The 25755-nt window shown below is 45.5% G+C and carries 21 protein-coding genes and 1 tRNA gene; 13 read left to right on the plus strand and 9 right to left on the minus strand.

The annotated features are described in order from the left end of the window. The first annotated feature begins 48 nt into the window (after positions 1-48). Genes WC647_09300 through WC647_09320 form a run of 5 tightly spaced genes read left to right on the plus strand, consistent with a single transcriptional unit; the run spans position 49 to position 4974 of the window. Complete coding sequence (locus WC647_09300) at positions 49-348, plus strand: YlxR family protein (protein ID MFA6222499.1); 300 nt, start codon at positions 49-51, stop codon at positions 346-348. Further along, entirely contained in the window at positions 338-3238 is a 2901-nt protein-coding gene (gene infB, locus WC647_09305; protein MFA6222500.1) for a translation initiation factor IF-2, read from the plus strand. The genes WC647_09300 and infB overlap by 11 nt, the downstream gene beginning before the upstream one ends. Positions 3239-3294: 56 nt before the next feature. Beyond that, positions 3295-3594 carry a DUF503 domain-containing protein gene (locus WC647_09310; GenBank protein ID MFA6222501.1) on the plus strand — a complete coding sequence of 100 codons (300 nt, stop codon included), beginning with the start codon at positions 3295-3297 and terminating at the stop codon, positions 3592-3594. 56 nt (positions 3595-3650) lie between these two features. Continuing rightward, positions 3651-4010 carry a 30S ribosome-binding factor RbfA gene (rbfA, locus tag WC647_09315; protein ID MFA6222502.1) on the plus strand — a complete coding sequence of 120 codons (360 nt, stop codon included), beginning with the start codon at positions 3651-3653 and terminating at the stop codon, positions 4008-4010. Continuing rightward, positions 3997-4974, plus strand: coding sequence for a bifunctional oligoribonuclease/PAP phosphatase NrnA (locus WC647_09320; protein ID MFA6222503.1), 978 nt, complete (start codon positions 3997-3999; stop codon positions 4972-4974). The genes rbfA and WC647_09320 overlap by 14 nt, the downstream gene beginning before the upstream one ends. Before the next feature lie 21 nt (positions 4975-4995). Here WC647_09320 and lon read toward each other — a convergent pair whose 3' ends face one another. Next, positions 4996-7413: an endopeptidase La gene (lon, locus tag WC647_09325; protein ID MFA6222504.1), complete on the minus strand. Its 2418-nt coding sequence runs from the start codon at positions 7411-7413 to the stop codon at positions 4996-4998. A 298-nt stretch (positions 7414-7711) separates the two neighbouring features. Beyond that, positions 7712-8359, minus strand: a complete 648-nt coding sequence (locus WC647_09330) for an HAD family phosphatase (protein ID MFA6222505.1) — start codon at positions 8357-8359, stop codon at positions 7712-7714. Positions 8360-8617: 258 nt separating this feature from the next. On the opposite strand from WC647_09330, the gene WC647_09335 reads away from it, so the two are divergent. Then, positions 8618-9619 carry a tetratricopeptide repeat protein gene (locus tag WC647_09335; protein ID MFA6222506.1) on the plus strand — a complete coding sequence of 334 codons (1002 nt, stop codon included), beginning with the start codon at positions 8618-8620 and terminating at the stop codon, positions 9617-9619. 98 nt (positions 9620-9717) lie between these two features. Here WC647_09335 and WC647_09340 read toward each other — a convergent pair whose 3' ends face one another. The 3 genes from WC647_09340 to WC647_09350 all read right to left on the minus strand — a co-directional run bounded on the left by WC647_09340 (position 9718) and on the right by WC647_09350 (position 12288). Continuing rightward, complete coding sequence (locus tag WC647_09340; protein ID MFA6222507.1) at positions 9718-9984, minus strand: hypothetical protein; 267 nt, start codon at positions 9982-9984, stop codon at positions 9718-9720. 218 nt (positions 9985-10202) lie between these two features. Beyond that, the gene (locus tag WC647_09345; protein ID MFA6222508.1) at positions 10203-11186 is read right to left on the minus strand and encodes a TonB family protein; all 984 of its coding nucleotides are present in this window, start codon (positions 11184-11186) and stop codon (positions 10203-10205) included. A gap of 241 nt (positions 11187-11427) precedes the next feature. After that, positions 11428-12288: a DUF1848 domain-containing protein gene (locus WC647_09350; protein ID MFA6222509.1), complete on the minus strand. Its 861-nt coding sequence runs from the start codon at positions 12286-12288 to the stop codon at positions 11428-11430. A gap of 184 nt (positions 12289-12472) precedes the next feature. On the opposite strand from WC647_09350, the gene recA reads away from it, so the two are divergent. From recA to WC647_09380, 6 genes are all read left to right on the plus strand, one after another. Then, positions 12473-13576: a recombinase RecA gene (gene recA / locus WC647_09355; GenBank protein ID MFA6222510.1), complete on the plus strand. Its 1104-nt coding sequence runs from the start codon at positions 12473-12475 to the stop codon at positions 13574-13576. A gap of 111 nt (positions 13577-13687) precedes the next feature. Then, positions 13688-14074, plus strand: coding sequence for a response regulator (locus WC647_09360; protein MFA6222511.1), 387 nt, complete (start codon positions 13688-13690; stop codon positions 14072-14074). 342 nt (positions 14075-14416) lie between these two features. Beyond that, positions 14417-15646: a sulfite exporter TauE/SafE family protein gene (locus WC647_09365; GenBank protein ID MFA6222512.1), complete on the plus strand. Its 1230-nt coding sequence runs from the start codon at positions 14417-14419 to the stop codon at positions 15644-15646. Positions 15647-15649: 3 nt separating this feature from the next. Then, positions 15650-16360 carry a hypothetical protein gene (locus tag WC647_09370; GenBank protein ID MFA6222513.1) on the plus strand — a complete coding sequence of 237 codons (711 nt, stop codon included), beginning with the start codon at positions 15650-15652 and terminating at the stop codon, positions 16358-16360. A 193-nt stretch (positions 16361-16553) separates the two neighbouring features. Then, on the plus strand, positions 16554-19166 hold the full coding sequence (locus tag WC647_09375; GenBank protein MFA6222514.1) for a PEP/pyruvate-binding domain-containing protein: 2613 nt from the start codon (positions 16554-16556) through the stop codon (positions 19164-19166). Between the two features lie 129 nt (positions 19167-19295). Beyond that, positions 19296-20825 (plus strand): YifB family Mg chelatase-like AAA ATPase, encoded by a 1530-nt coding sequence (locus WC647_09380; protein MFA6222515.1) that lies wholly within the window; start codon positions 19296-19298, stop codon positions 20823-20825. Positions 20826-20957: 132 nt separating this feature from the next. Here WC647_09380 and WC647_09385 read toward each other — a convergent pair whose 3' ends face one another. From WC647_09385 to meaB, 4 genes are all read right to left on the minus strand, one after another. Next, positions 20958-22487 (minus strand): 5'-nucleotidase C-terminal domain-containing protein, encoded by a 1530-nt coding sequence (locus WC647_09385; GenBank protein ID MFA6222516.1) that lies wholly within the window; start codon positions 22485-22487, stop codon positions 20958-20960. 99 nt (positions 22488-22586) lie between these two features. Further along, positions 22587-22664 (minus strand) — tRNA-Pro (locus tag WC647_09390). Positions 22665-22759: 95 nt separating this feature from the next. Then, positions 22760-23377, minus strand: a complete 618-nt coding sequence (locus tag WC647_09395) for an XTP/dITP diphosphatase (protein ID MFA6222517.1) — start codon at positions 23375-23377, stop codon at positions 22760-22762. 44 nt (positions 23378-23421) lie between these two features. Then, positions 23422-24426, minus strand: coding sequence for a methylmalonyl Co-A mutase-associated GTPase MeaB (gene meaB, locus WC647_09400; protein MFA6222518.1), 1005 nt, complete (start codon positions 24424-24426; stop codon positions 23422-23424). Between the two features lie 294 nt (positions 24427-24720). Here meaB and WC647_09405 point away from each other — a divergent pair, with 294 nt between their 5' ends. After that, positions 24721-25686 carry a hypothetical protein gene (locus WC647_09405; GenBank protein MFA6222519.1) on the plus strand — a complete coding sequence of 322 codons (966 nt, stop codon included), beginning with the start codon at positions 24721-24723 and terminating at the stop codon, positions 25684-25686. The last annotated feature ends 69 nt before the right edge of the window (positions 25687-25755 follow it).

Consider the following 25755-nt stretch of genomic DNA (forward strand, 5'->3'; position numbering starts at 1 on the left):
TAACATGAATTCGGAACCCGGTCTCTGACCATTGGCGAATTTAGTTCAATGAACCGCGGCCATACTCCGATACGAACATGTATAGGATGTCGTAGGAAAAGGCCCGCAAAAGAAATGATAAAACTGAAAGCTTCAGACGGATTACTGGTTGTTACAGAACATAAAGAAACGCTTAGCGGAAGGGGTTGCTATGTTTGCCCAACCCCTGAATGCGTTGAAAATGCAAGAAGAAAAAGAAAACTGGAGAAAGCTCTGAGGAGTGAATTCCAGTCAATGCCGTCAGTAGAGAGCATTTTGAACAAAGGCCTAGAAAAAAAGGGGTGTGCGGATGACCATCATGACCGTTGATGACCTGGCGAGAGACCTAAAGGTCAAAAACGAAGACTTGCTTAAGGAATTAGTTGTTATGGGCTATGAGGTCGACGGGCCGGAAAGTTCTTTGGTCACTGATGATCCAACGGCTTTAAGGGCTCATCTTGTATCTGCCCTTCCCCAACGAGAAGTTGTTGAAAAGCGCATAAGACCTACAGTTATCCGGAGGCGAGCGAAGAACGCTCCCCCTCTGGATTTTCATGAAGAGGCTCTTTCATCTGAAGAAAGCGCCATGTCCGATGTAGATGTTACTTATGAGAATGTTCCGAAGAACCAGGAACCGGCTAAATCTTCTATCTCGGCTGGAACTCCGGACGCGAAAAAAACCCAGAGAAAAATGAAACGTCATGAACCGGCAAGAATAATCGAAATGGCTCCACCCAAACCATCGATTACGCTCTCTACCGCTACAGAAGAAACTTTGGATCACTTCGGGCAACCGTCCATTTCAGTCGCTTCTGGAGAAGGGGGCGTTGTTCCTGAGTCGGGAAAATCATCCAGTCATGCGCTTTCTCAAGTAGCGACAGCGGATAAAACAGAAGACGGCGCCCAGGCGGACCACCCCTCTCGAACGGAGAGACCAAAGGAAACCGAGTTGGGGGCCAGAACTTCTACTACCGAAGAGCAAAGAGAAGCTGAAGAACGCAATGCAAAGAAAAAGAAAAAGAAGGACAAACGCATTCAACCAGCTCAAATCATAGGTAAAGTAGAACTGAAAAAAGAACCGGTCCGTTCCGCTGAAAGACCAGCGCCAAAGATCCATTATGTTCATGCGCCTGCGCCCAGACCGGCAGGCCCGTCGGCTCCTGGACCCAGCAGGCCACGAGTTGTTGATACGGCTCCACGCCCAAGTGTACGCCCTGAACCTTCTACTCGCCCGTTCGTTCCTGAACTACCGGTGGATGACAAAGGTAGAATCAAAAAGCGCAAGGACAAGAAGGGTAGAACCGTTGAAGAGCGCGTCGAGGAGGATAAGGGTCTCGTCCGCAGACGGAAAGAAGTGATAAATGTAGCGGATCTTTATGATGACAGACATCGCGGTCGGCTTCGTGGAAGAACCAAGAAAGTCAAGCTCAGAAAAACTGAAATTACTGTGCCTAAAGCCATCAAGCGAAGGCTCAAGCTGCCTGAGACGGTAACCGTCGCCAATTTGGCCCACAAGATGAGTGTCAAGGCGTCTGAGGTTATTCAACATCTTTTGCCTCTAGGTGTCGCAGCAGGGATGAATGAAATCATAGACTTCGATACAGCGGCTATAGTTGCCGGAGAATTCGGCTTTGAAACAGAAACGAGCCGCCCCTCAGAACAGACTCTTCTGCCAAAGAAAATTCAGGACACTGAGGAGAATTTGGTCGCCCGCCCGCCGGTAATTACTGTCATGGGACATGTTGATCATGGCAAGACGTCTCTTCTTGATCGAATTCGATCTACTCACGTTACTGATCAAGAAGCAGGGGGAATCACCCAGCACATAGGGGCCTACAAGGTTAAGGTGCCAAGGGGTGAACTTGTCTTTTTGGATACTCCTGGCCATGAGGCGTTCACAGCCATGAGGGCACGAGGAGCGCAGGTCACCGATTTTGTTATACTAGTGGTGGCTGCGGATGATGGAGTTATGGATCAGACCAAAGAGGCGATAAACCATTCCAGGGCTGCAGGTGTTCCTATTCTTGTCGCTATAAACAAGATTGACAAACCTGAAGCCGACAAGGATCGCGTCATTCGTGAACTGAGTGAATACAATCTCATCCCCGAAGCATGGGGTGGAGATACACTGTTCGCTGACGTGAGCGCTAAGACTGGGAAGGGCGTTGATGAGCTTCTTGACCTCATATTGCTTCAGGCTGAAATTATGGAATTGCGATCAAATCCTAATAAAAGAGCCACAGGAACAATTGTCGAAGCCCGACTAGACAAAGGAAAGGGACCAATTGCAACAGTACTTGTAAAAGAGGGTACTTTAAGATTGGGCGATCCTTTTGTCGCCGGTGTCCACTACGGCAAAGTAAGAGCTATGCTGGATCATGAAGGACGAAATGTTGAGGAAGCGGGACCTTCAACTCCGGTAGAAATTCAGGGATTTGCAAGTGTTCCAGACGCGGGAGAAATTCTTATGGTTGTCGAGGAAGAAAAACTTGCTCGACAAATCGGCGCGCAAAGGATGATCAAACATCGTGAAGACGAAGCCGCTTCGACCAGCCCCGCATCATTGGAAGAACTCATAGCCCGTATGCAAACTGAAGAAGTTAAAGAACTCAATTTAATTGTCAAAGGCGACGTTCAGGGTTCGGTTGAGGCTGTAAAAGAAGCATTGTTGGGGATTCCCTCACAGGAAATCAAACTCAAGGTAATTCACGGTGGAGTAGGAGCTATAAATGAAACGGATGTGATGCTGGCCAGCGCATCCAACGCCATTATTATCGGGTTCAATGTTCGTCCGACACCAAAAACAACCCACCTGGCTGAAGAGGAAAAAGTTGATGTCCGGATGTACACTATAATCTATGACGCTATTGAGGATGTCCGTCGAGCAATCGAGGGCATGCTGTCTCCCATAGAAAAAGAAACTGTTGTTGGTCGAGCCGAGGTCAGGCAAACCTTCTCGGTCGGCAAAGTTGTTATGATAGCTGGATGTCATGTTGTTTCCGGCAAAATCGAGAGATCCAATCAAATCAGGCTTCTTAGAGACAATGTTGTCGTTCATCAGGGCAAGATATCTTCAATGAAACGTTTCAAGGAAGATGTTAAGGAAGCGCTTGAAGGTTATGAATGTGGAATTGGAATCGAGAATTACCGTGATGTCAAGGTTGGAGATGTTATCGAAGCTTTCGTCGTGGAACGTGAATCGGCAAAACTAGCGCAGTAGTTTTCATTTACTTCCGCCTAACAAAAGAGGATCAAACGGCTGGCGCGGTAGAGGCTATGTTCGTGGGTGTGGGATTTATTAGAATAATGATTCATCAGTCGTCTTCTTTGAAAGACAAACGGAAAGTAATCAAAAGTATATTGGGCAAGGTTCGTTCCAAATTCGATGTTTCCATTGCGGAAGTCGATGATAACGATAAATGGCAGATATCCTCTTTGGGAATGGCTGTAGTTTCCAACGACTCCAGTCATGCTCATAAGATGCTTGAGACAGTCAACGATTACATTGAGAATTTATACCTGGCTGAAGTAACAAGCTTTAACATCGAGATTCTGCCATTTGGGGAATTCCTTTAGTATTTGTTCCACCCTTATTTCAACCCCACAAGAGCATTAAGGATAAATCCATTCTCATGCCACATTTCAGAAAAGAAAGAGTTTCAGAACTTTTGAAACAGACCATATGTGAAATTTTGAGCCATGACGTCAAAGATCCTCGGGTTGAAGACGTTACTATAACAGAGGTGCGCCTGAGCCCTGACCTTAAATCCGCAAGGATTTTCTTTTCGTGTCTTGCCGATAAAGAAATTGACTCTCATACCAAGGGCCTGATAAAAGCCGAGGGCTTTATACGACATCGTCTGAAAGAAGAATTAGACCTCAAATATATACCTATGTTGACATTTTGTTATGACTCTTCCTTCGATCACTCCTTAAAGATTTCAAAGATTCTCAAAGAAATCGAGACAACCACAGTCAATGAAAATGATTGATCAAGTAGCGGGTATTATTAGGGACTTCCATGATTTTTATATAATGACTCATGTTAATCCTGATGGTGACGCTATCGGTTCTCTTTTAGGAATGTATTTGGCTCTTAAGGAAAATGGCAAAATCGCCATTCCCGTTGTAGGCGCAGAATTTCCTCAACTTTTTAAATTTCTGCCCGGATCCGGAAATACAGTAATCGGATTTGACTCAGTTGGCTTCAGGCCATCTCATATTATCGCTCTTGACGTCGCCGCGGAAAACAGAATTTCCCCTGAAATTGGCGATCTTAGAAAATCAGCAAAGCTTGTCAACGTAGACCATCATCCTACAAATCCTCGATATGGAGATTACAACTACGTTCTCCCATCTGCGAATTCGACTACCCAACTAGTTTATCAAATACTTAAACGGGCGGAATACCGTGTGAGCCCAGATGTGGCGAAATGTTTGTATACCGGATTGGTTACAGACACTGGCTGTTTCAAGTTTGCCGGAGTTACAAGTGAAACTTTTGAACTCGCCGCAAGACTATTGGAACTCGGTGTGGACAATTATGAGATTACCAGGAAGCTTTTCGAAGAATTTCCAGAGTCGAGACTCTCTCTGGAGAGATTGATTATTGAAAGGCTGGAAGTACTTTTGAATGGGAAGTTGGTCCTGAGTTACATTGATTTTGAAGATTATCAAAAATTAGGCGCGTCGATGTCTGAGGGGGAAAGCTTAGTGAACAGACTTCGCGAGACGCGTGGAGTTGAAGTCGGTGGTCTGATTACAAAATTATCAGAAAACCTCTATAAGGTCAGTCTCCGTTCGAAGGGATTCGTCAACGTAGCTACTGTAGCTTCAGTCTTGGGTGGAGGAGGACATTCTCGGGCTGCCGGACTCAAAGTTTCTATGTCACGTGAAGAGATTCGGGAAAGATTGATAAAGTTAATAGATTCATCCCTAAATTCTTCAGCCACATAAAACATCACAGCATTTTAATTCTCAACAAACATCCGGTTGACAATCTGAAAAGAGCGGTAAAATATTCTGAGTTCCCATTTGAAAACCGGATAGTTCAGGGATTGTTTTAAGCGCGGCCCTAATGGCCTCTCCCACATCACTTACGAAATGTAAAACAAGGCCGTCTGTCACGTTATCCTTGAAGGACCTCACCTGAGGAAAGTTTCTTGAGGGTAGAATGACTTCTTTTACTCCAGCCCTCTTGGCTGCAAGAAGTTTCTCTTTTATTCCGCCTACCGGTAAAATTCTACCGTGCAAAGTAATCTCCCCGGTCATAGCAACATCCCTTCTCACTGCGGCCCCGGTAAAAAAAGAGGCAAGGGCTACTGCTATTGTGACTCCCGCTGATGGACCGTCTTTGGGGATTGCCCCAGAAGGAACATGAACATGAAGATCTGTATTTGTAAGGCGCTTCTGATCTAATCCGAAAAACTCGCCGAGGTGTCTAAGGCAGCTCAAGGCCGCCCTTGCGGACTCTTGCATCACATCACCCAAACTACCCGTGAGAATTAGTCCCTGATGCCCGCTGAATCCCGTAACTTCAACAAATATAATCTCTCCCCCGTTCTCGGTCCAAGCCAAACCTGTGGACACCCCTACCCTATCTATGTCTTCACAAAGCTCCAAATAATATTTTGGAGCCCCGAGGAAATCTTCCACCTTCGACGGGTCTATAATTTTGTTAAGAGGTTGTCCCTGAGTTATTTGGAGAGCAATTTTCCTGTACACGGAGTTTATTTCTCGCTCTAGGCTTCTGACTCCAGCCTCTTTTGTGTACCCACTTATTAATTTTCTTATGGCCGGCTCATCGAATTCTATTCTATAGTCCTTTACACCGGTTTGTTCCTGAGCTTTTGGAATCAGAAACAATTCCGCTATCTTCTTTTTCTCTTCGTCTGTATATCCTGATATCGTGATAATTTCCATTCTATCCCTAAGAGCTCTGGGAATAGAATCAACCTGATTGGCCGTAGCTACGAACATGACTTTACTGAGATCAAAAGGAAGGTCAATGTAATGATCCATGAAACTCGAATTTTGTTCAGGGTCCAACACTTCTAACAACGCACTCGCTGGATCTCCTCGATAGTCCTGCCCCAGCTTGTCAATTTCATCAAGCATAAAGACAGGGTTGCTCGTCCCGGCCCTTTTTATTTCCTGAATAATCCGTCCAGGCATAGCTCCGATATACGTTCTCCTGTGCCCCCGGATTTCGGCTTCATCTCTAATCCCTCCTAATGACACACGGATGAATTTACGTCCCATTGAGCGAGCTATCGAACGACCGAGGGATGTCTTCCCAACTCCCGGAGGACCGACAAGGCACAATATAGGTCCTTTATTGTCTACATTGAGTTTTCTTACGGCAAGAAACTCGAGTATTCGTTCTTTGACAACCTTCAGGTCGTGATGGTCCTCGTCGAGGATCTTTCTGGCGCGAACAACATCTAGGTGATCTTTAGTCAATTTATCCCAGGGCAAACTTGTCAGGACTTCCACATAAGTCCTTGCAACAATGTGCTCTGGCGAGTGAGGAGGTATCCTTTCAAGACGTTGGATCTCCTTGGTAACTGCTTCAGCTACGTCCGCCGGCATACCGGTTTCTCTTACCTTGAGTTGAAATCCGCGGATTTCAGCCAAGTGCGGGTCCTCATCCACGCTGAAATCTTTCTGGAACGTCTTGAAAGCCTGTCTGGGGTCCGGTTCGAATGATTTCCTAAGACCAGATGGGGACCCTGCCGTTTCCGAGGTAACCACAGTATTGCAGACAAAATTGTCTATGTCGGCTTTCAGATATGCTATGGATTTCCGTAGCCTAGTCGATGGATTCAAAATTTCTAGAAGATCCTGCTTGGAGTCAGACTTGATTGATAGTTGGGCAGAGATTAGATCGGACAGTTCTCCAATGTCACCGGCTCGTTCTATCGCCTTTAATACTTGAGAGCTAACGGTTTTACCAAGCGCCTCAGCCATTTTGTATAAACTCAATACACTCGTGACTAAAGCGTCATGGACATCATTGTCACCATTCTTTTCTTCTATGAGGCCTACCTCGGCCGTGAAGTAGGGTTCATTTCTCACCTTGCTTATCAAACGTACCCTACATAGGCCTTCAGCCACCGCTCTTACACCGCCGGTCTCGACGGAAACTATATTGTCTACCCGGGCGAGCGCCCCAACAGGCGCCAGTTCCTCACTCCATATCCCAATTCGGCTCCGAGATTTCTGATAAAAAAGCCCTACTAGATTTGAACCGCCCTGCAGCGATTCAACTAGTTTGACGACTTTAGCGCCCTTCAGAAATAGAGGAATCTCGGTATTCGGAAATATGACCATATCCCGGAGAGGCAAAATCGGAACAACCGCGGGGAATTTGCCCACGGACTTCAAAGATTTCATGATTTAGGCGCACCCATCCCTTTGGAACTTTAGTAAGATTCACAAATTATTAAAATGGTTTTACAGGCTGTAACATACCAGATTTTCTGGAAAAAGTCAATGTAGCCCGTTCGACATCGGAAAGAAGAGCCGTGAGGACTCGCAACTTTATTATAAAAAAGTCTAATAAATTGCTAAAACGTGCTAAAAGAATTGCAGAAATTGGATGCCTAAATTCCAGACGGGTCAAAGCGAAATAAAACGGGAGGAGTTGACGCGGAATTCGGCCAGCGTTTTTATTACACAACAAGTGAAATAGCTACATCACTAGATCTAGCCCAGGGATTAGTCGCAGTAGCGAGAACTCTTCTGCAAAAGATTCGGGTGTCTTATACAGAATGGTTTGGTATCCTACAGAAGAAGCGCGAGAAATGTTCCCCGGATTGTCGTCAACGAACAAACACGATTGGGGATCTACCCCTAAAAGAGACGCCACATCGGTGAAAATAGAAGCGTCTTTTTTGCCTTTCCCAAGATGGTAGGAATTAAAAACAGCGTCAAACCGCCCGCTAAAATGGCCTGTTGCGTCAAGTTCATCAAGCCAGTTGGTTTGATCACTCAGTAGCGCGACAAAATAGCCTTGTTGACGAAGTTTGTCGATAATCCTGAGCATCCACGGACGCAAATTGAAACGCCTTAAAATCTCCAGGCGCATTTCAAGATTAGACATAGAAACGCCAGTCCTAAGCCTTAATACATCCCAGTAGGAACATTCAGACGCTTTACCGATTATATACCCGGTATCATAAATGGCGTCCGAGGCTATCTTAAAAAATTCCGCGGGATCAAGCTTGGTATTAGAGGATATAGCAAACAATCCCTCCCTGAATCCTTCTTCAGCGATCACGCCTCCAAAATCAAATAAAACGGCTTCCGTTTGCCTGTTAAATACTTCTTTTCGATTCAAGGTTTATTTCTCAAATAAAAGACTACTCTAGTCAATCCATAAGAAATTGACGTTGATTAAATTGAAAGATTGTTTATAATTTAATCTATATGTCTGAGTCAACATCCGTGTCTTCTCCGGTGTGGCAGCTCTGGAAAGACTCGTTAAAATGTAAAAACATGCGGATGATTTCTTATTTAAGAGGTTAGTGGATATTTTACTAGGGGGAGAGCCGGAAGTAGTTCTTCTCAAGAAACTTGAAAAGAAGGAGAGCAAAGTATGATGGATCGTGAAGGCATGGTGAAGCCGAATTTGAGTCTTCGGAAAGAAAATGGATCGTCGGTCTATAGTTTCTTAGGGTTTTTGATATTAGGTATAATCGTTGTAGTGATAGTATTTTTCTTCCCGTGGGGGGAAATGCTAAAAGGAGGCCCGAATCCGGAACTGGCAGCAGCTAACCAGGCGATGTCCAAGAAGGAATTTGATAAGGCCCTTAAACTTTTTGATAAGTACATCACAGCCAATCCTGGAGATGCGGCCGGATACATTGGCAGATCTAGGGTATACGTGCAACTTGGGGATCTTGGTCGAGCCGCTGAAGACGCCAAGGCGGCCGTAGCTAAGGATCCAAACAGCGCGCCGGCTTATGGCCAGGAGGCTATTGTTCTGAAGCTCAAGGGGCAGATGCCTGAAGCTCTCAAGGTTTTTACAAAGGCCATCCAGTTGGATCCCAAATACGCGTGGGCATATGCCCAAAGGGCTGATCTTTATTCCAGGGCTCAGGAAAATGATAAAGCCCTCAAAGATGTCAACAAGGCACTGGAATACAAACCTGGTTTTGTTGAAGGATACCGGATGCGGGCCTGGATTTTGAGTAGGATGGGAAAATGCAAGGACGCTTTTGATGATTTCCAGAAAGTGGCCAAAATGGGTCCCAATGACGCGTGGACGCTTCAAGACACAGCATGGTTTCTGCTTACATGCCCTGATGAAAATCTCCAGGATCCCACAAAGGCTATGGATCTAGCTAAAAAAGCCTTGGACATGATGGGAGCGCAGGACGGAGTATTCCAGGAGACTATAGCTGAAGCGTATTTCAAACAGGGTGACCCTCTGAAAGCTGCTGAACATCAGAAAAAAGCGTTGGAAATGGGTTCAAAAAAATGCCCGGACGAATCTTGTATAAAAGAGATGAAGGAACGGCTAAAGAAATATGAATTGGCTGGGAGGCAGGAAGTAAGGACCTCTTACGAAATTTTGCCTCTTGACAGTAATCAATAGTCGTATTGCAATCAACCTATAAGTAGTAGAGCAATGTCCAGTAGGTAGGTATTAAAAAGGGACGCTTTTTTTACAAAGCGTCCCTTTTTTTGAGTTAATCATTTCAACGCTTCAAAACTGACGGCCCACTCCTCACCTTTTTGGTTCTTGAAATTCACTTTTACTGATTTTCCCAGCAATTTGGCGGCCTGGACCCTCTGTTCCTGGGCGACTCTACCAATTTTCTTGTCGCAGTCCTTTCCCAATAGGGTGACTGTGTTAAAATCCAGTCGTTCCAGTTTTCCGGAAAATTCGTAGGCGGTGGCGGCGCCTGCCCATGACAATAACAACGCTGTCAACAGCGCTCCTAAACCATATACTGACATGTGTCCTCCATTTGTACCCAAATCACAGTTCCGCGAGGTAATCACCTCACGAGAAAAAAGAAAGCTTGTAAGCTCTTCTCACAATATTAGCTCATTAACCGCTATCTTTCAACAGATTAGCCTTATTCTCGAGAAAAAGTCGAGAATAAACATGAATCAGACAGCCTTGGACTGAATCTCGTAGTGGCCCTCTTAATGAACTCGTCAAGCAGGCTTAATCACATTATGTTTCGGAGAAAACTGCTCGTTATGTAGATAAAGTTGGCTCGAATTCGCAGCCTCTTGGCGTGAAGCCTTGCAGGAAATGGGTAATATGGCGCAGCCGATTTTATAGCCTTAATAGCGGAATCGTCTAAAATGCTGTGCCCGGAAGAATCGAGCAGATTCACGTAAAGTAGTTCACCATTTTTCGCTATAGAAAATTCGACGGCCAAACTTCCGCCTACGCCGGAGTGAGCCGCTGATGTTGGGTAAACCCACACCCCCTGGATCTTTCTCTTGAGGTGAAGCATGTATGAGAAGAACTTATCTTCTCTTGTATTTATATCTACTACCGCCTCTTCGACATCTCCTTGAGGGAAAAAATCATTTGGGCCGGCGAATGAACTGGAAAGGCCTTTGGCTATTTCACCTGGAGTCGGCCTAAGATCTATATTCTTCTTATGATTCTTCTGCGGAGAATTCTGAGAACTCGATTCTTTCTCATGAACTCTAGCTTTTTTTTGAACTCGTTCTTGTTGCAAGGCCTTCTTGGCGTCTTCCTCCGGGGCCTCGGATCTCTTCTTTATAAGGTCCTCTGGGGCCATAGGCGGCGAGAGTGAGGCCATTCGTCTCGGGGGTTCCTGCATAGATCCAATCGGAGGTTTTGGGGGAACAGGCATCTTCGGTAACCGCTGTTTCAATGCTGTATGATCCCTGTCAGAAATTGCTGCGGCATCTTTTGGGGGCGGCTCCTTGCTGTTCCAGGATTCCTGAGGTTCTACCAATCTCACCTGCGTAATCTTCTCTCCGGGTTTGAGAAGCTCATTCTGGGGCTGGGCTCCAACAATCCTGGTCACTACGAAAAAAAGAAGCGCATGAATAAGAAAAGCAGTCAGTATACAATATTTAAGGATCCTCTCTGTTTCAGACTCGTCAATAGCTAAAGTTGACGGGAGAGCCAGACGTTCCGGCTCTAGGCCGTCCGCCAAATCCAAATCCATGTCGTTTTCCGGAAGAGTTTCCTCAAGCCTCATATTAAACAGTCATTTGTAAAACATACTGGGATGGGGCTCCTATTTCTAAAGCCCGGTACTTTATAGTCTAATAATTGTATCAAAAAGATGTAACTATAATAAACAGTTTTCGGGTTTTAGCAATCCAAAATAACAAGTTTTATCCGATTCAAATCCATGGTGTCAATATCTGAGTATAATGCCACATATTAACTACCTAAACTTGATTTCAGGATTCTTGGACTCTGCTGTCATCCTTGATCCTGTGTTCATTACTAGCGTAGCAATACACACAATTGTGATCGCATGTATTGTATTCCCCTATATCAATAGAATAGTCGCATCGGCAACCTTTCCTTGTGGGTCGACTCTTGACGTTCGCCAAGCGCTCCAACTTGTTGGAAGCAGTAACGACTCGCTTCAGGAATTGTCTGTCAATACATCTGGCGGAACCGATCGGTCCTTGAGAAAGGAAGTCATGTGCGCAGGACAACATCCTGATCCCATGTTCAGACGCGACATCAGCCAACTCTAAAGCAAGTTTTACGGCTTCCTCCTGTGTTGGTTCATGATGATCAGGTAAGTGATTTCGCATTTTAGCTTTCGTTTTTTTATAGTAATCGCAAAAACTGAATATACATTCGTCAACCAGTGGTCCCATTATACCGCATAATTTCCTAAAGTTGTTGATATGCCATGACCTATTCAGGGTCTCAGTCAATATAATGGTATCGTAACGCCATCGAAGCGCGCTTGAACCGTAACGGTCAAACAGATGTTCCAGAGTTCTCATAGTAAGACCAATTTCAGGAACATTAGGTTCCACAAGTTTAGGATAATTGTTCACCGTATATAGAAATGTGAAATCATAACCTCTAGTTGAGATTTCATCCAAATAACGCGTAAGAGGCGCTGAGTTTTTTGTCCAAAAAATGATGGCGATAACATTTTCTGGCGCCAATGACACTGATCTAAGCTTATTGTTGAAAGGAGAACCGACATGCGCCACCCCTTCCCGCAATCGATTTATGAGCCAATCGGAGTGAAAAGCTGGAATGTCCGTCCTGCGACTTGCTGAAATAATTTTCATGAAAATATAGGAACCATTTGTAGGATCGGTGTATTATAGTGATCTAAGATTATATTCTCAGTAGACCGTTAATCCTGGAAGCTAAAAAATCACCAGGGGTTGTAACGCTTTCGAATCGTCTTTTCACAAAGTAGCGAGGGCGCTATATTGTTACTGTTTGTCGAAAAGTTTGAAAGGATCGTAAATGGCCAAGAGCAAGAAATCAACTGAATCTATTGAAGGAGCTAAGCCCGAAACTGAACGTTCAAGGGCCGTCGAACTTGCTGTGACCCAGATAGAGAAACAATTTGGACGCGGTTCAATAATGAAACTCGGACACGCTGGGGTGATACCGGATGTTAAGGCTATTTCTACGGGTTCACTAGGACTAGACCTGGCCATAGGGATTGGAGGAATTCCTCAGGGAAGGATTGTAGAAGTTTTTGGCCCTGAATCCTCTGGGAAGACTACTCTCTGCCTTCACGTGATAGCGGAAGCCCAGAAAACAGGTGGGTTTGCCGCGTTTGTAGACGCTGAACACGCGCTGGATGTGCATTACGCCAAGCGGCTGGGTGTGAAGACTGACGAGTTACTTGTTTCACAGCCGGACACGGGAGAACAGGCCCTGGAGATTACGGAAATACTTGTCCGTTCAGGAGCCATGGACGTTATCGTGATAGACTCCGTAGCGGCTTTGGTTCCAAAAGCTGAAATCGAAGGGGAAATGGGTGACTCTCATATGGGGCTGCAAGCGAGGCTAATGTCTCAAGCCTTGCGGAAGCTCACAGCGGCCATTTCAAGATCCAACACCTCAGTAATATTTACGAACCAGATCCGTCAAAAAATTGGGGTCATGTTTGGTAACCCCGAAACAACCACTGGTGGGAACGCCCTGAAATTTTATGCTTCTGTAAGGCTGGACATTCGCAGGATAGGCCAAATCAAGGAAGGTGAGAATATCACCGGTTCCAGAACAAGAGTGAAAGTCGTGAAGAACAAGATGGCCCCGCCCTTTAGGCAGGTCGAATTCGACATCATGTACAATGAAGGAATCTCCGCTGCTGGAGAAATATTGGATCTTGCTGTAGAAAGCGGAATCGTAGAAAAGTCCGGAGCGTGGTATTCTTACGGTGACGATAGAATTGGGCAAGGCAGGGAAAATGTTAAGGGATTCCTGAGAGAAAATCCTGAAATATTGGCGGATGTCAGGAAGAAAATTCTAGAATCCCACCGAACTGTATCCAATTCGCATGAACTACCCGAAGTTGAAACGTCAGTGTCAGAGGCTCAACCATCCGAAGAATTCTGATTTTCCGGCAAGAAGGAGAACGTCTTTTTCGATCAATGTTTTTGAGGTTCTGGATGTCTCAGGTATCTAGGGCCGGCATAAATCAGTCCAGGCAACTGGGAGGAAAGATCAGTGAACGAATTCAAAGTTTTGTTGGTGGATGACGAAACAGACTTTGTAGAGACTCTTGTTAAGAGATTGAGAAAACGAAAACTTGACGTAAGGTCGGCGTCCAGCGGCCAAAAGGCCCTGGAACTTCTTGGAGAATCACCATCCGACGTGGTAGTTCTAGATGTAAAGATGCCGGACATGGACGGAATCGAAACACTTAGGAGAATCAAAAAGATTGCGCCTTCCGTTGAAGTTATCATGTTGACAGGCCACGCTAATGTTGAAGTAGCAATACAGGGAATGGAATTAGGGGCCTTCGACTATTTAATGAAACCGATAGACATTGATGACCTGCTGTACAAGCTTCAGGACGCATATAAGAAAAAGTGCTACGGTACGGGTAACTAACCCGACGAGCGCTCACATATTGATATAATTATTAGTAGAGAGCGCTTTAGCCCGTCCTGGAAAAGCCTAAAGGTCTTGATTTACTCAAATCCGATACCTGATTGTACTTTTCCATTCTGTAAAAATTATTGACACCAACGGTTTTGTCCTAACGACAACTCGTCTGACCGACCATCTAAATCTCCCCATCATTCTAATAAGTTAAACCTCACGAAAACTCCTTGTTCGGGGCATGACTATTGCACACCTGTTCTAGAATCAAAGGATAAGTAATCCAGAAGATGGAGGATCAAACTAATGAAGTGGGGCAGACAACTTTATAGGATGTTAATGGAGGCCTCCATGGCCCACGCAAAGTGGGATTATGAGATGTCCATGAATATCCTGAAGGACAAAAAAAGGCTTCGGATTCTTGCGCTAATGTTGATTCCAGCGGCGTTGACAGGCTTGGCGCTCGCTAGTGATCAGTATCTCGGGGGTGAAAAAGCATACCAGCCATCCTATTACAACCCTACAATCTTTCTAGTTTCAATGGCGGTAGGTTTATGCGCCGGCTTGATCACAGGATGCATCGGCGCCGGCGGAGGCTTTGTCATTACTCCTGCTCTTATGAGTATAGGGGTTAAAGGAATATTGGCAGTGGGAACCGACCTTTTCCACATTTTCGCCAAGGCCATCATGGGTACAGTCGTGCACAAGAAACTCGGAAACGTTTCGGTTTCGCTTGCCATAGCCTTTCTTGTGGGCTCAGGACTTGGGGTTACCGGCGGGGGCTATATAAATAGAGCTATCTATGAATACAATCCGGTGCTGAGCGACTTGTTCATCAGCATCGTTTATGTAGTACTACTGGGTTTTTTAGGATTTTATGCGCTCATAGACTTTCTGAAATTGAGAAAATCTGAAGGTGATGTTGGGGCTCACGGGGGAGAAAGCGCGCATGGAGAAGCCGCAGCTTCAGGTAAAGTTGGTCTCCCGGCAAAGCTGCAAGCAGCTAAAATCCCTCCTTTGATCACATTTGACGAAGATCTCACCCCTGGAGGCAAAAAGATCCCCGCTCTTTTTGTAGCAATCTGCGGAGGAATTGTTGGTTTTGCCGCCGCTATAATGGGCGTAGGCGGAGGGTTTCTCACTTTTCCCATATTCGTTTACGTTTTGGGTGTTTCCTCTTTCACTACAGTTGGAACTGACATTCTCCAGATTATCTTCACTGCCGGCTATGCAGCCATTTTTCAATATGCTGTGTATGGATTCATTTTTTACACACTTGCCATGGGTATGCTTCTCGGATCCCTGATAGGGATTCAAGTTGGAGCCTTAACTACCAAAGTGGTTAAAGGAATTCATATAAGGGGATTTTACGCCATCACAATTCTGGCGGGTTTTATAAACAGATTCTTCGCCATGCCCGAAAAACTGAAAAAAATGGAAATTATCGATATTTCCGGATCGTTAGCCCTGGGGATAGAATTCGTTGGAGCAATTATATTCTGGATCGTTATCGGCGTCTTTGGAGTGTGGGTTATAAGCAAGTTCATAGCGGGAACCAAGACGCTTAGAGGGGAGGTTTAGATCATGCTGGTACGTGATAAGAAACACTTTGTAAAAGGGCTCGTATTGGCGATAAGTTTTCTCGTGGTCCTAGGGATCATGTTTACGCCAAATTTTGGGAACAATAAGAACGCTCTTGAAGCCTCAGATCAGCTATTTAACACGATAGCCAAGGGTTCGACATATTTCATACCAGATCTGCAAAAAAAGAATCAGGAATTTATGGGAAGGACATTCAAGGTCGACATAAAGCTCAAGACATCGGAATTGGGTCAGCGTACGGCGAAGGTTTTCAAAACTGCAGGGGCGAAAATAACTGGAGAAGGGGCTCAACTAGAGGTTTCAGGTGATTTAGGAGAAGTCCTTGGCGCTGCTATTAGTGACTCCGGCGCCATGTTCCACAACCGTGACTCTGAACTCTCAGCCAAGTATGGTTTGCAGGGACTCGATGTCATGGCCGCATGGTGGAATGGGCTCAAAGATGTAAACAAGGATCTGACCCGTCAGAAGCGATTCAAGGAAGCGGCCTTTGTTGATACGGTAATAAAAAGGGGTGTAGAAGTCGGTTACAACTTCTTTGGCATTGAGGCTGGAAGCGCTGTGTCAAAGGCTGGTATGCTGTCGTTTTCTCTTGTTTTTTACGTAATCTACACATTATGGTGGGGCATTGCCATTTTGTTTCTGTTTGAAGGCATAGGCCTGGAAATGAAGGCAGGAGGGAAAAAAGAGCATTAGAATTTGCAAACAGGCCCCTCGAAAAACGAGGAGTCGCTCAACACTTTGGGGCGACTCCTTTCCTTCTGCAAATTATATCCGCGAATTTCCGGAAAAATTTCGACCTGACCATTGCAGCGCAGTTCGATTTTAATCGAGACTCACGGCAATATATTTTTTGTTCCCTTGAGAGCGAATTGAGGCCGCTAATATTATGAGCAAGTTTCCTGCATTTCTAAGGAAATTCTTTTTTAGGAACCGTAGCGTCGGTTCCGCTTCTCATAGTGTTGACGATCTTCGGGCGGCTTTTGCTCACCGCTATCACAACTTCAAACTGCTACTTACTGCCAATAACAAAGCTCTTGAGATAATGACCGATCTTGAGAAAGCTCTCCAGGGTATTCGACCATTCGGAATGTCCTTTGTTCGCTCGAACTGTACAGGGGTATCAGTAAATGTTTTCAGAATGATTAAACACCTGGATGAATTGGCTCCAGGCAAGTATAGGGAACTTTATGACTCCTTTAAACACATTAGAGATCATATTAACTTGACATTGGCCTATAAGAAAGTCTTTCAAACCGAAAGGCTGGTATTACCTTTGTCTGAAGTTACCCGAGACAGCCTCGATGAAGCTGGGGCTAAGATGGCCAATGTAGGGACAATCCGAAATGAGATCGGCCTACCTACTCCTGATGGATTCGTGGTCACAGCGGGAGGCTACGAAAGGTTCGTCTCCCACAATGATCTACAAGCTGAGATAGATCGGAGAGTTCAGGCCACAAATACCGAAAGAATTGACCTTCTGTATCGGTTAAGCACGGATCTGCAGAATCTCATTATCAGCGCTTCCCTGCCTTCTGATCTGGAAAACGAAATACTCCTGGCCTATCAATTTCTCGAGAAAAATCAGGGCAAGGGCGTACGTGTCTCGATGCGCAGCAGCGCTCTTGGAGAAGATTCATCAGGAACTACATTTGCCGGTCAGTTTCGATCTACTCTCAATGTCAGCGCTGAAAGCATCATTTATTCGTATAAAGATATCGTGGCAAGTAAGTACAGCCTTCCAGCCATAACCTACCGGTTGAATCGTGGAATTCCCGACGAAGATGTGGCCATGTGCGTGGGTTGCATGGCAATGGTTAACGCTGCGGCTGGAGGAGTAATGTACTCCTGCAATCCGCTGAACGTCAGAGATCGCTCAATTCTAATCAACTCGGTGTGGGGGCTTCCAAAAGCTGTTGTTGACGGATCCATAGACCCTGATTTATTTATAGTCTCTCGCAACGAGACTTTCCAAATTCATCAGAAATCTCTCAGAGACAAGAAACTCGAATTTGTTTGTTTTCCAGAAGAAGGTGTTTGTAGACAAGAATTGACTGGAGAGAAAAGCAAGACCCAGTCGATATCTGACGGCCAGGCTTTAGATCTCGCAAAAATGGCTGACACACTTGAAGATTTTTACGGGAGCCCTCAAGACATTGAATGGGCCATTGACTCAAATGGATCTATTTTTATCTTGCAGTGCAGACCCCTCCAGGAAATCGAACTCCGAAACATTGATGAAAATATTCTGAACGCCGAACTGGAAAATCAATCCCTAACAGTTGCGGCGGGTGGCCAGACTGCCTCTCCTGGGGTTGCGTTCGGGCCGGTATATATAGTCAAAAATGATGTCGACAAGCTCAAATTCCCGGCCGGATCAGTATTAGTGACAGCCCAGGCTCTACCTCGTTGGGCCCCCATGCTTGGCAGCGCTTCGGCTGTGATTACTGAGATAGGAGGAATAACAGGGCATCTTGCTAACGTGTCTCGGGAATTTGGGATTCCTGCAATATTTGGCCTAGCAGGCGCTACTGAAATCTTTCAAAACGCTCAGGAAATTACTGTGGACGCTGATGGACATCGCGTATATACAGGCAAAATTGATAGTTTGCTTAACAGTAACGCAACAAAGAAAAACCTCATGGCCGGAAGCCCGATATTCGAAATACTTGAAAAGGTGTCTCAACAAATTGTTCCTTTAAACCTGCTTGATCCGGATAATCCCGATTTTCATCCTCGAAAGTGCACAACACTTCACGATATTACACGGTTCTGTCATGAAAAATCGGTCCACGAAATGTTTAACTTCGGGAAGGAACACCGTTTCTCCGAAAGGTCAAGCAAACAGTTGGTTTGTGATGTCCCGATGCAATGGTGGATCATTAACCTGGACGACGGGTTCAAAGAGAATATCGATGGGAAATTCGTGCATATCGACAACATCGTTTCGATTCCTATGCTCGCTATGTGGGAGGGCATAATAGCGGTTCCGTGGGAGGGGCCACCACCTGTCGACGCAAAGGGATTCATGTCTGTGCTAATGCAGGCTACGACAAATCCTGCCTTGGATCCTTCAATGCGCTCCGCTTATTCGGCCAGAAACTATTTCATGCTTTCCAGGAATTTCTGTAGCCTGTCATCAAGGTTTGGCTTTCACTTTTCGACAATAGAAGCGCTTGTCAGTGAAAGATCCTCAGAAAATTATGTGAGATTCACATTCAAAGGAGGCGCGGCTGATTTTCCAAGGCGCAGACGTCGAGCAATTTTCGTAGGAGAGATTCTCGAAAGATTCGAATTCAGATCAGAGATAAGAGAGGATAGCGCGTTCGCGCGTGTCGAAGGACTCGATCAAGCCGTCATGGAGGACAAACTCAGAATCCTTGGGTACCTAATCATTCATACTCGACAACTTGATATGGTGATGTCCAACGGAGCTTCGATAAATCAGTATAGAAACAAAATACTGGCCGACTTGAATACAAAAGTCTTAAAGATAGCCTAACTAAGAATTATAAGTTACTTGCGCCTTCAAACATAGTCTGCTATTATAATTAATGTTTATTGGTTAAACATACCATATTTATAGCTAACTACCATATTGTAGAATGACTTTGAAGGGGGGATCCTTAATTTGTTAGCTCAAGTTCATTCCGGAGCATTGGTTGGGATTGACGCCTATCCGGTAGAGGTTGAAATCGATGTCTACAATGGACTGCCTGCGATAACCGTTGTTGGATTGCCTGACAGCGCAGTAAAGGAAAGCGCCGCACGGGTAAAATCGGCAATCGTAAATAGTGGCTTCCCTTTTCCGGCCCGTCGCATAACAGTCAACCTTGCGCCGGCGGGTCTGCGAAAAGAAGGTTCAGGATTTGATTTGCCAATTGCGCTTGGCGTTCTTGTTGGCCTGAATTTCCTTGTACCTGAAAAAATGGACAGATACATGATAGTGGGGGAACTCTCGTTGGACGGAACCGTCAAGGAAGTCCGTGGAGTTCTCTCCCTCGCGATAGCGGCTCGTGACAGGGGATTCATGGGTATCATGGTTCCTGAATCAAATTTGGCTGAGGCTGCTGTAGTTGAAGGGATCGATACTTTGGGTATTTCAAATCTGGTCAGCGCTGTAGGTTTTCTTATGGACAAAATATCTATTGAACCGGCAAGACCAAGTGGAAATCATGAGGTAAAAACAAGAGGAGATTATCAAGTCGACTTCTGCGATATAAAAGGACAGGAATACGCCAAGAGAGCTGTGGAAGTCGCCGCTGCTGGAGGTCACAACGTACTCATGGTGGGGCCACCGGGCTCTGGAAAGACCATGCTTTCCCAAAGAATTCCCACGATTCTTCCCGAACCGGTTTTTGAGGAAGCTCTCCAGACCACACGGATATACTCCGCCGCGGGCTTGTTGGGTAAGGACAAATCCATAGTGACCCGAAGGCCTTTTCGATCGCCTCATCATACGGTGTCTGACGCAGGACTCATAGGAGGTGGAGCTATACCACACCCAGGAGAGGTTTCCTTGGCTCATAACGGGGTGTTGTTTCTCGATGAAATGCCCGAGTTTAGAAAAAACGTGCTTGAAGTCTTGAGACAACCGCTGGAAGATGGTGAGGTAACCATATCCAGGGCTCATGTGGCCATTACTTTTCCAGCCCGTTTCATGCTTGTGGCGGCCATGAACCCCTGCCCTTGCGGTTACCGGGGAGACGCGAAACACGAGTGCCTGTGTTCACGTCAAACAATTGAGCGTTATTGGGCGAAAATATCCGGACCATTGCTGGACCGGATTGACATCCACGTGGAGGTTCCATCGGTCGAATGGAGGGACCTTACTGGAACTGAAATGAGCGAATCATCGGAGATAATTCGGAACAGAGTTAACCAAGCCAGATCCGCTCAGTTAGAACGGCTGGGCAAGCATAACATTTTCTCGAACGCTCATATGAAATCATCATTAATTCGCAAATACTGCGCTCTAGACAAACAATCACTCGACTTTCTTGAAAAGGTTGTGGATCGACTTGGATTGTCGGCTCGAGCATATCACCGGGTTTTGAAAATCGCTAGAACTATAGCCGATCTCGATGGTAGCGAAAATATCGGGTCTGGACATGTGTCTGAAGCGATTCAATACCGATCGCTGGACCGTCGTTACGACTAGCTGTGGCAAGTTATCCGTGAACTCGGAAAAAGAAACGCTCGTTCCAATAGATAGACAAGCGCTCTTTTCTAACGGCCCTTAAACTACATGTGCCATCGGGTAACTGTTTTGGTTAGTCCGGACATTGTAAAATCAATCTATAGATTCCAGCAAACTTTCTGAGATCACCTTATTTTGTTTTATAAAGTCGCAGAAAATCTGATTAACCGATAGACCATAGGGGTAAACAGACTTTGCTTTTGATGCGAATTGCCGGTAGCCATCCCCACCAGCAAGGAGAAAATCACTTATAGCTACTGAATAATAATCATTCGGGTTGAACTTTTTGGAGCCGACTTCCTTAACGGATAACAAGTCATTGTTAACTTCATATTTGAGGCCGTACACCTGAAGTTTCCCTCCGCTCCGTTCCGGCAAGTTCAGGCTGCGGCGCAAAACCGACTCAAGATCTGATCCCTTCATCACTACTTTCATGACCAGATTTTGAAAAGGTAGGACGCTGTAAACAGAACTATTTGTAATGGCCCCAATCTTAATACCGTCACGAATCGCTCCCCCATTGATTATACCTGCTTCGGCTCCAACAGCCCGGGCCATCACATACGCTACGAGCGTGGCCAATCGGTTGGAGGACGAAGACCGAACAGCGCTGAGGCTGGCGTCCAGCGAGACATCTGAGGATCCAATTACTTCATTGAAAAATGGGGACATCTTTGCTTTGTACTTCTCCACGACAGAAGTAATACGGGGATCATCCGGAACATTTTCATCAAGTCTTATCAATTGGCCCTCATATTTTTCTATTTGGCCATTCAGGACATTCACATCCAGTCGCCCGAGATAATTGGAATAGGCGCCAGCCTGACACACAAGCGTCCCGTTAAGTTTGATAGGGTCAAAAACAGACGTATGTGAATGTCCTCCAATTATTACATCAATACCGGGACACAGTATCCCGAGTTTTTTGTCTTTTTCCAGACCCAGATGAGTCAATGCTATGACAAATTTGTCCTGACCCTGTTCTTGAATAATTTTTTGCGCTACCTTGACGGGATCCTCAAAAATCAGTCTCTTCACGTTTTTGGGGTGGGTGAGTTCAGGAGTTTTCTCAGTTGTGAGACCCAAAATCAATATTTTGGCCTTTTGGCCTCGAAATCTCTTGATCATGTACGGTCTGAACACCTGCTTACCATCCTTGTACAGTGTGTTGGCGCTCAACAGAGGGAATTTCATCGCCGGTTTCAGACGTTTCAAGAGATTGGGAAGTCCAAAATCGAATTCATGATTGCCAACTACCATGGCGGAAAATCCCATCATGTTCATGAGTCGGACACCGAGTTCACCCTTGAAAACAGCGCTGTAAGCCGTGCCTGTTAGGAGATCCCCAGCCATGAGTGTCAATGTGTCCCTACCCTCTCGCTCATTGGATTCTCTGATTTTTTCAATGAGGGTCATGGCCTTGGCAAATCCACCTACTTTTTGTCCATTGGCTTGCTTTTCGGACAGATAGTGGCCATGCGCGTCATTCATATAAAGTATGGTAAGGTTGAATGAAGCTGAGAAATCCTTGGATTCCCCAACTGTTGGATACACCATTCCGAGAATGAAAATAACAAGAAAAACCGTAAAATATTTGAAGGACTTTTTTAGGAACCGGCTCACCGTAACCCCCTCTCCCAATTTGGCAGAAAAGATACAACTACCTCATCGCATATGGCGATTCAAAAATCGAAATTGAGACTAGAGATATAGGAAGGCGACTGGTCGGGGTGGCCGGATTCGAACCGGCGGCCTCGTGCTCCCAAGGCACGCGCGCTAACCAGGCTGCGCTACACCCCGAACATGCTGTTTATAAATCTTTACATAAGAAATGGCAAGCGCCGAGAAGGTAAACTGATGAAGCCCGCAATCACAAATTGCCAGACCCTGTCCAATTATTCACTCGATCTCCTCATTGATTTCACAAAATCGGCAAAAAGTCTCAAAGCCTTACCACGGTGGCTTACAAGATTTTTTGTTTCCAGATCCATTTCCCCAAAAGACATCCCAAACTCTTCAAAATAAAAAATAGGGTCATAGCCAAAACCTCCAGTTCCGCGAGGTTCCTTCAAAATCCTTCCTTCACATACTCCGTGAAACAGCTTTTCCTCGCCATTTGGTGGTACCAGCGTCAGCACACAGACGAATCTTGCCGTCCTGAAAGGGTCCTCGATGTTTGTCATTTCATCCAGGACTTTCAAATATCTATGTCTATCATCCGAATTGGGCCCGGAATATCTAGCGGACAATACTCCCGGTCTTCCAGACAATGCGTCAACGCAAAGACCCGAATCATCCGCCAACGCAGCAAGATCCAGTGTTGATGCAACGAAACGAGCTTTTTTCAAGGCATTAGCCTCAAAGGTGTTGCCGTCCTCGACAACTTCCGGAATTTCGGCAAAATCATTCAGAGACTGTATTATGACGCCACACCCATGCAATAGGTTGGTCATCTCGACAATCTTCCCTTTATTTCGTGTGGCTAGAACCAGATTCTCTAGTTGAGCTAACATACCCGTTTATATGATCCGTTTCCCACGTCGTGTAGGTCGTTAAATTATGGTCCTTCCAAATCGTTTCTTGCGCCGCTGTTGTCATGGTTCATCACAATATCAAGCAATTCTGAACTCGATCGATATGGATTGGTGTTTCGACAGAGTATGTCTTCGACTACCTTGTCGATGGTTTTCTTCCCGCCAATTTTTTTCATTGCCCTTTCAAGGAGCCCTTCTTTGAAAAGGTCCATAACTTGGTTCAAGGCTCTGTGACGTTCTAGCTCCCGGAGGCGGTCTTTGCCAAGGTTTTCCAAGTGTTTTTTGTGATTGAGAATCGCGTTATAGACATCGTCTACCCCTTTTTCCTGAGTAGCTACGCATTCAACCACTGTTGGCTCCCAACCGTAAGAACGAATACGATCCTCATTCATCTGAAGCATAAACAGGATCTCTCTCACTGTCTTGGCGGACCCATCTCTGTCAGCTTTGTTGACTACAAACAGATCGCCAATTTCCATTAACCCTGCTTTTATTGCCTGAATATCGTCACCCATGCCGGGCACGGTCACTACGATAGAGGTGTGGGCGCTGTTCACTATATCAACCTCATCCTGGCCCACGCCTACAGTTTCAACAATTATCACATCCTTTCCCATTGCATCCAAAATCACTATGGCGTCGGATGTGGATCTTGTCAGGCCTCCAAATTTTCCTCTGGTGGCCAGAGACCTAATGAAAACTCCATCATCAAGGAAATGACGTTGCATTCGAATTCTGTCACCAAGAATCGCTCCACCTGAAAAGGGACTAGTGGGGTCAATAGCCAAGACCCCAACAGCCTTCCCGTCCTCTCGAAAACGTGTAATGATCCGATCCACAAGTGTGGACTTCCCAACCCCGGGTGATCCGGTAAAACCTATCACATAAGCCCGTCCAGCATGGCCATAGAGGGTAGCCAAATCTGAAAAGACCCGTTTGTCTCCATCATCTATCTTCCTTATGAGCTGGGCGGTAGCCCGAACATCTCCTTGAAGTACTTTCTCCGCAAGGGAGTCAATATTTCCCAAATTTCCCGGCTCCTTTGGCCCGTATCTGAAGATCTTTCGACCTAGTAGGTTGATACTAGAGGCTTGTCTATTGGTAAATACCAATACCATGAAAGTCAACAACAATCGCCGGCGTCTTGGATGTTGCGTCAACGACATGGACTCTTGACAAAAAAGGGCGTTAGATTCTCAACATCAGGCTGTGTTTCGTGATTATCAGGAATTATTTTCTGCCTATGAATTTGGTTCAGACTGGACCTTATCCATGCTGTAATATATAAGATATGACCCGAAGCGTGTTGACAAGGAGTTTATATGCCCAAGAAACGCCAGCAATTCCTAGGTTCGAAACCGGGCTCTTCAGTCGAACTGGTTGATGAGGAAAAGTCCCCCTTCAGGGTAAGGACAGAAGAAGGTTTCGAGTTCCTGGTAAGTTCCGAGGATTTCCGAAATTATTACGAAGAGGAAGGATCACCAACTCCAGCTAAATGGAAACTTTTTGTGACGGACAAGAATAGGGGCTTAATCGAAACACGACTGGCCGGAGAGGCCGTCAACCTTATAAATAGTTTTAAGGAAGCTTTTCAGGATTTCACCAAAGCTCGACGCTTTCTGGGAGAGTTATTGAGCAATGAAAATCCCTCCAAAGAAATGAGTATTTTCTCAATCAGACAATTGCTTCAAGCATCTGCAAGATTTCCTGAACTGGTTTCTGATCAGGATTTACAGCGCGTTCTCTCGTTAGATCCAAAAGTCAGGGACCTGTTGGCGGGAAATGATTTCGGTGTATTAGAGTGGCCTCTAGGTCATTCAAGCCTAATTGATTTAAAAGATGAAAACATAATGGAGCCCAAAAAAGCTGGACCTCCCAAGACCCCGCGCAGCGCTCCACAGAAAATGAAAAACATTGATTTGAAAGTTCAGGGTGATCAACTGACAATTGACATCGATCTTTCAAAGGAGTTCGGGCCGTCAAAATCGGGTAAGACCATTATTGTAGCCTCCACGGAAGGAAACAAGACGGTACCGGGCAGAAACGAAAAGATAGGCCTAAATGTGTACAAGGAGATGGGGCTGAGCAAACGGTCAGGTAACAAAAAATCCTTCAGGAACCTAGAAATGAGCGTAACAGCCGATAATCTTAGCATCGTCGTAGACCTTTCTCAGGAATTGGGACCGTCCAAGTCAGGAAAAACTGTTATTGTAGCCTCTTCAGGAGGAAATCAACTCGTTTACGGCAGGACTGAAAAAATAGGTCTAAACGTGTACAAGACAATATAGGCGCCTTATTTCTAGTTGCGGGCGGGAAATTAGGGCGTTGCTCTTGGAGTGATGAAAAACTAAAATCTG

The sequence above is a fragment of the Desulfomonilaceae bacterium genome (assembly GCA_041662605.1).
GTDB lineage: Bacteria > Desulfobacterota > Desulfomonilia > Desulfomonilales > Desulfomonilaceae > CAJBEZ01.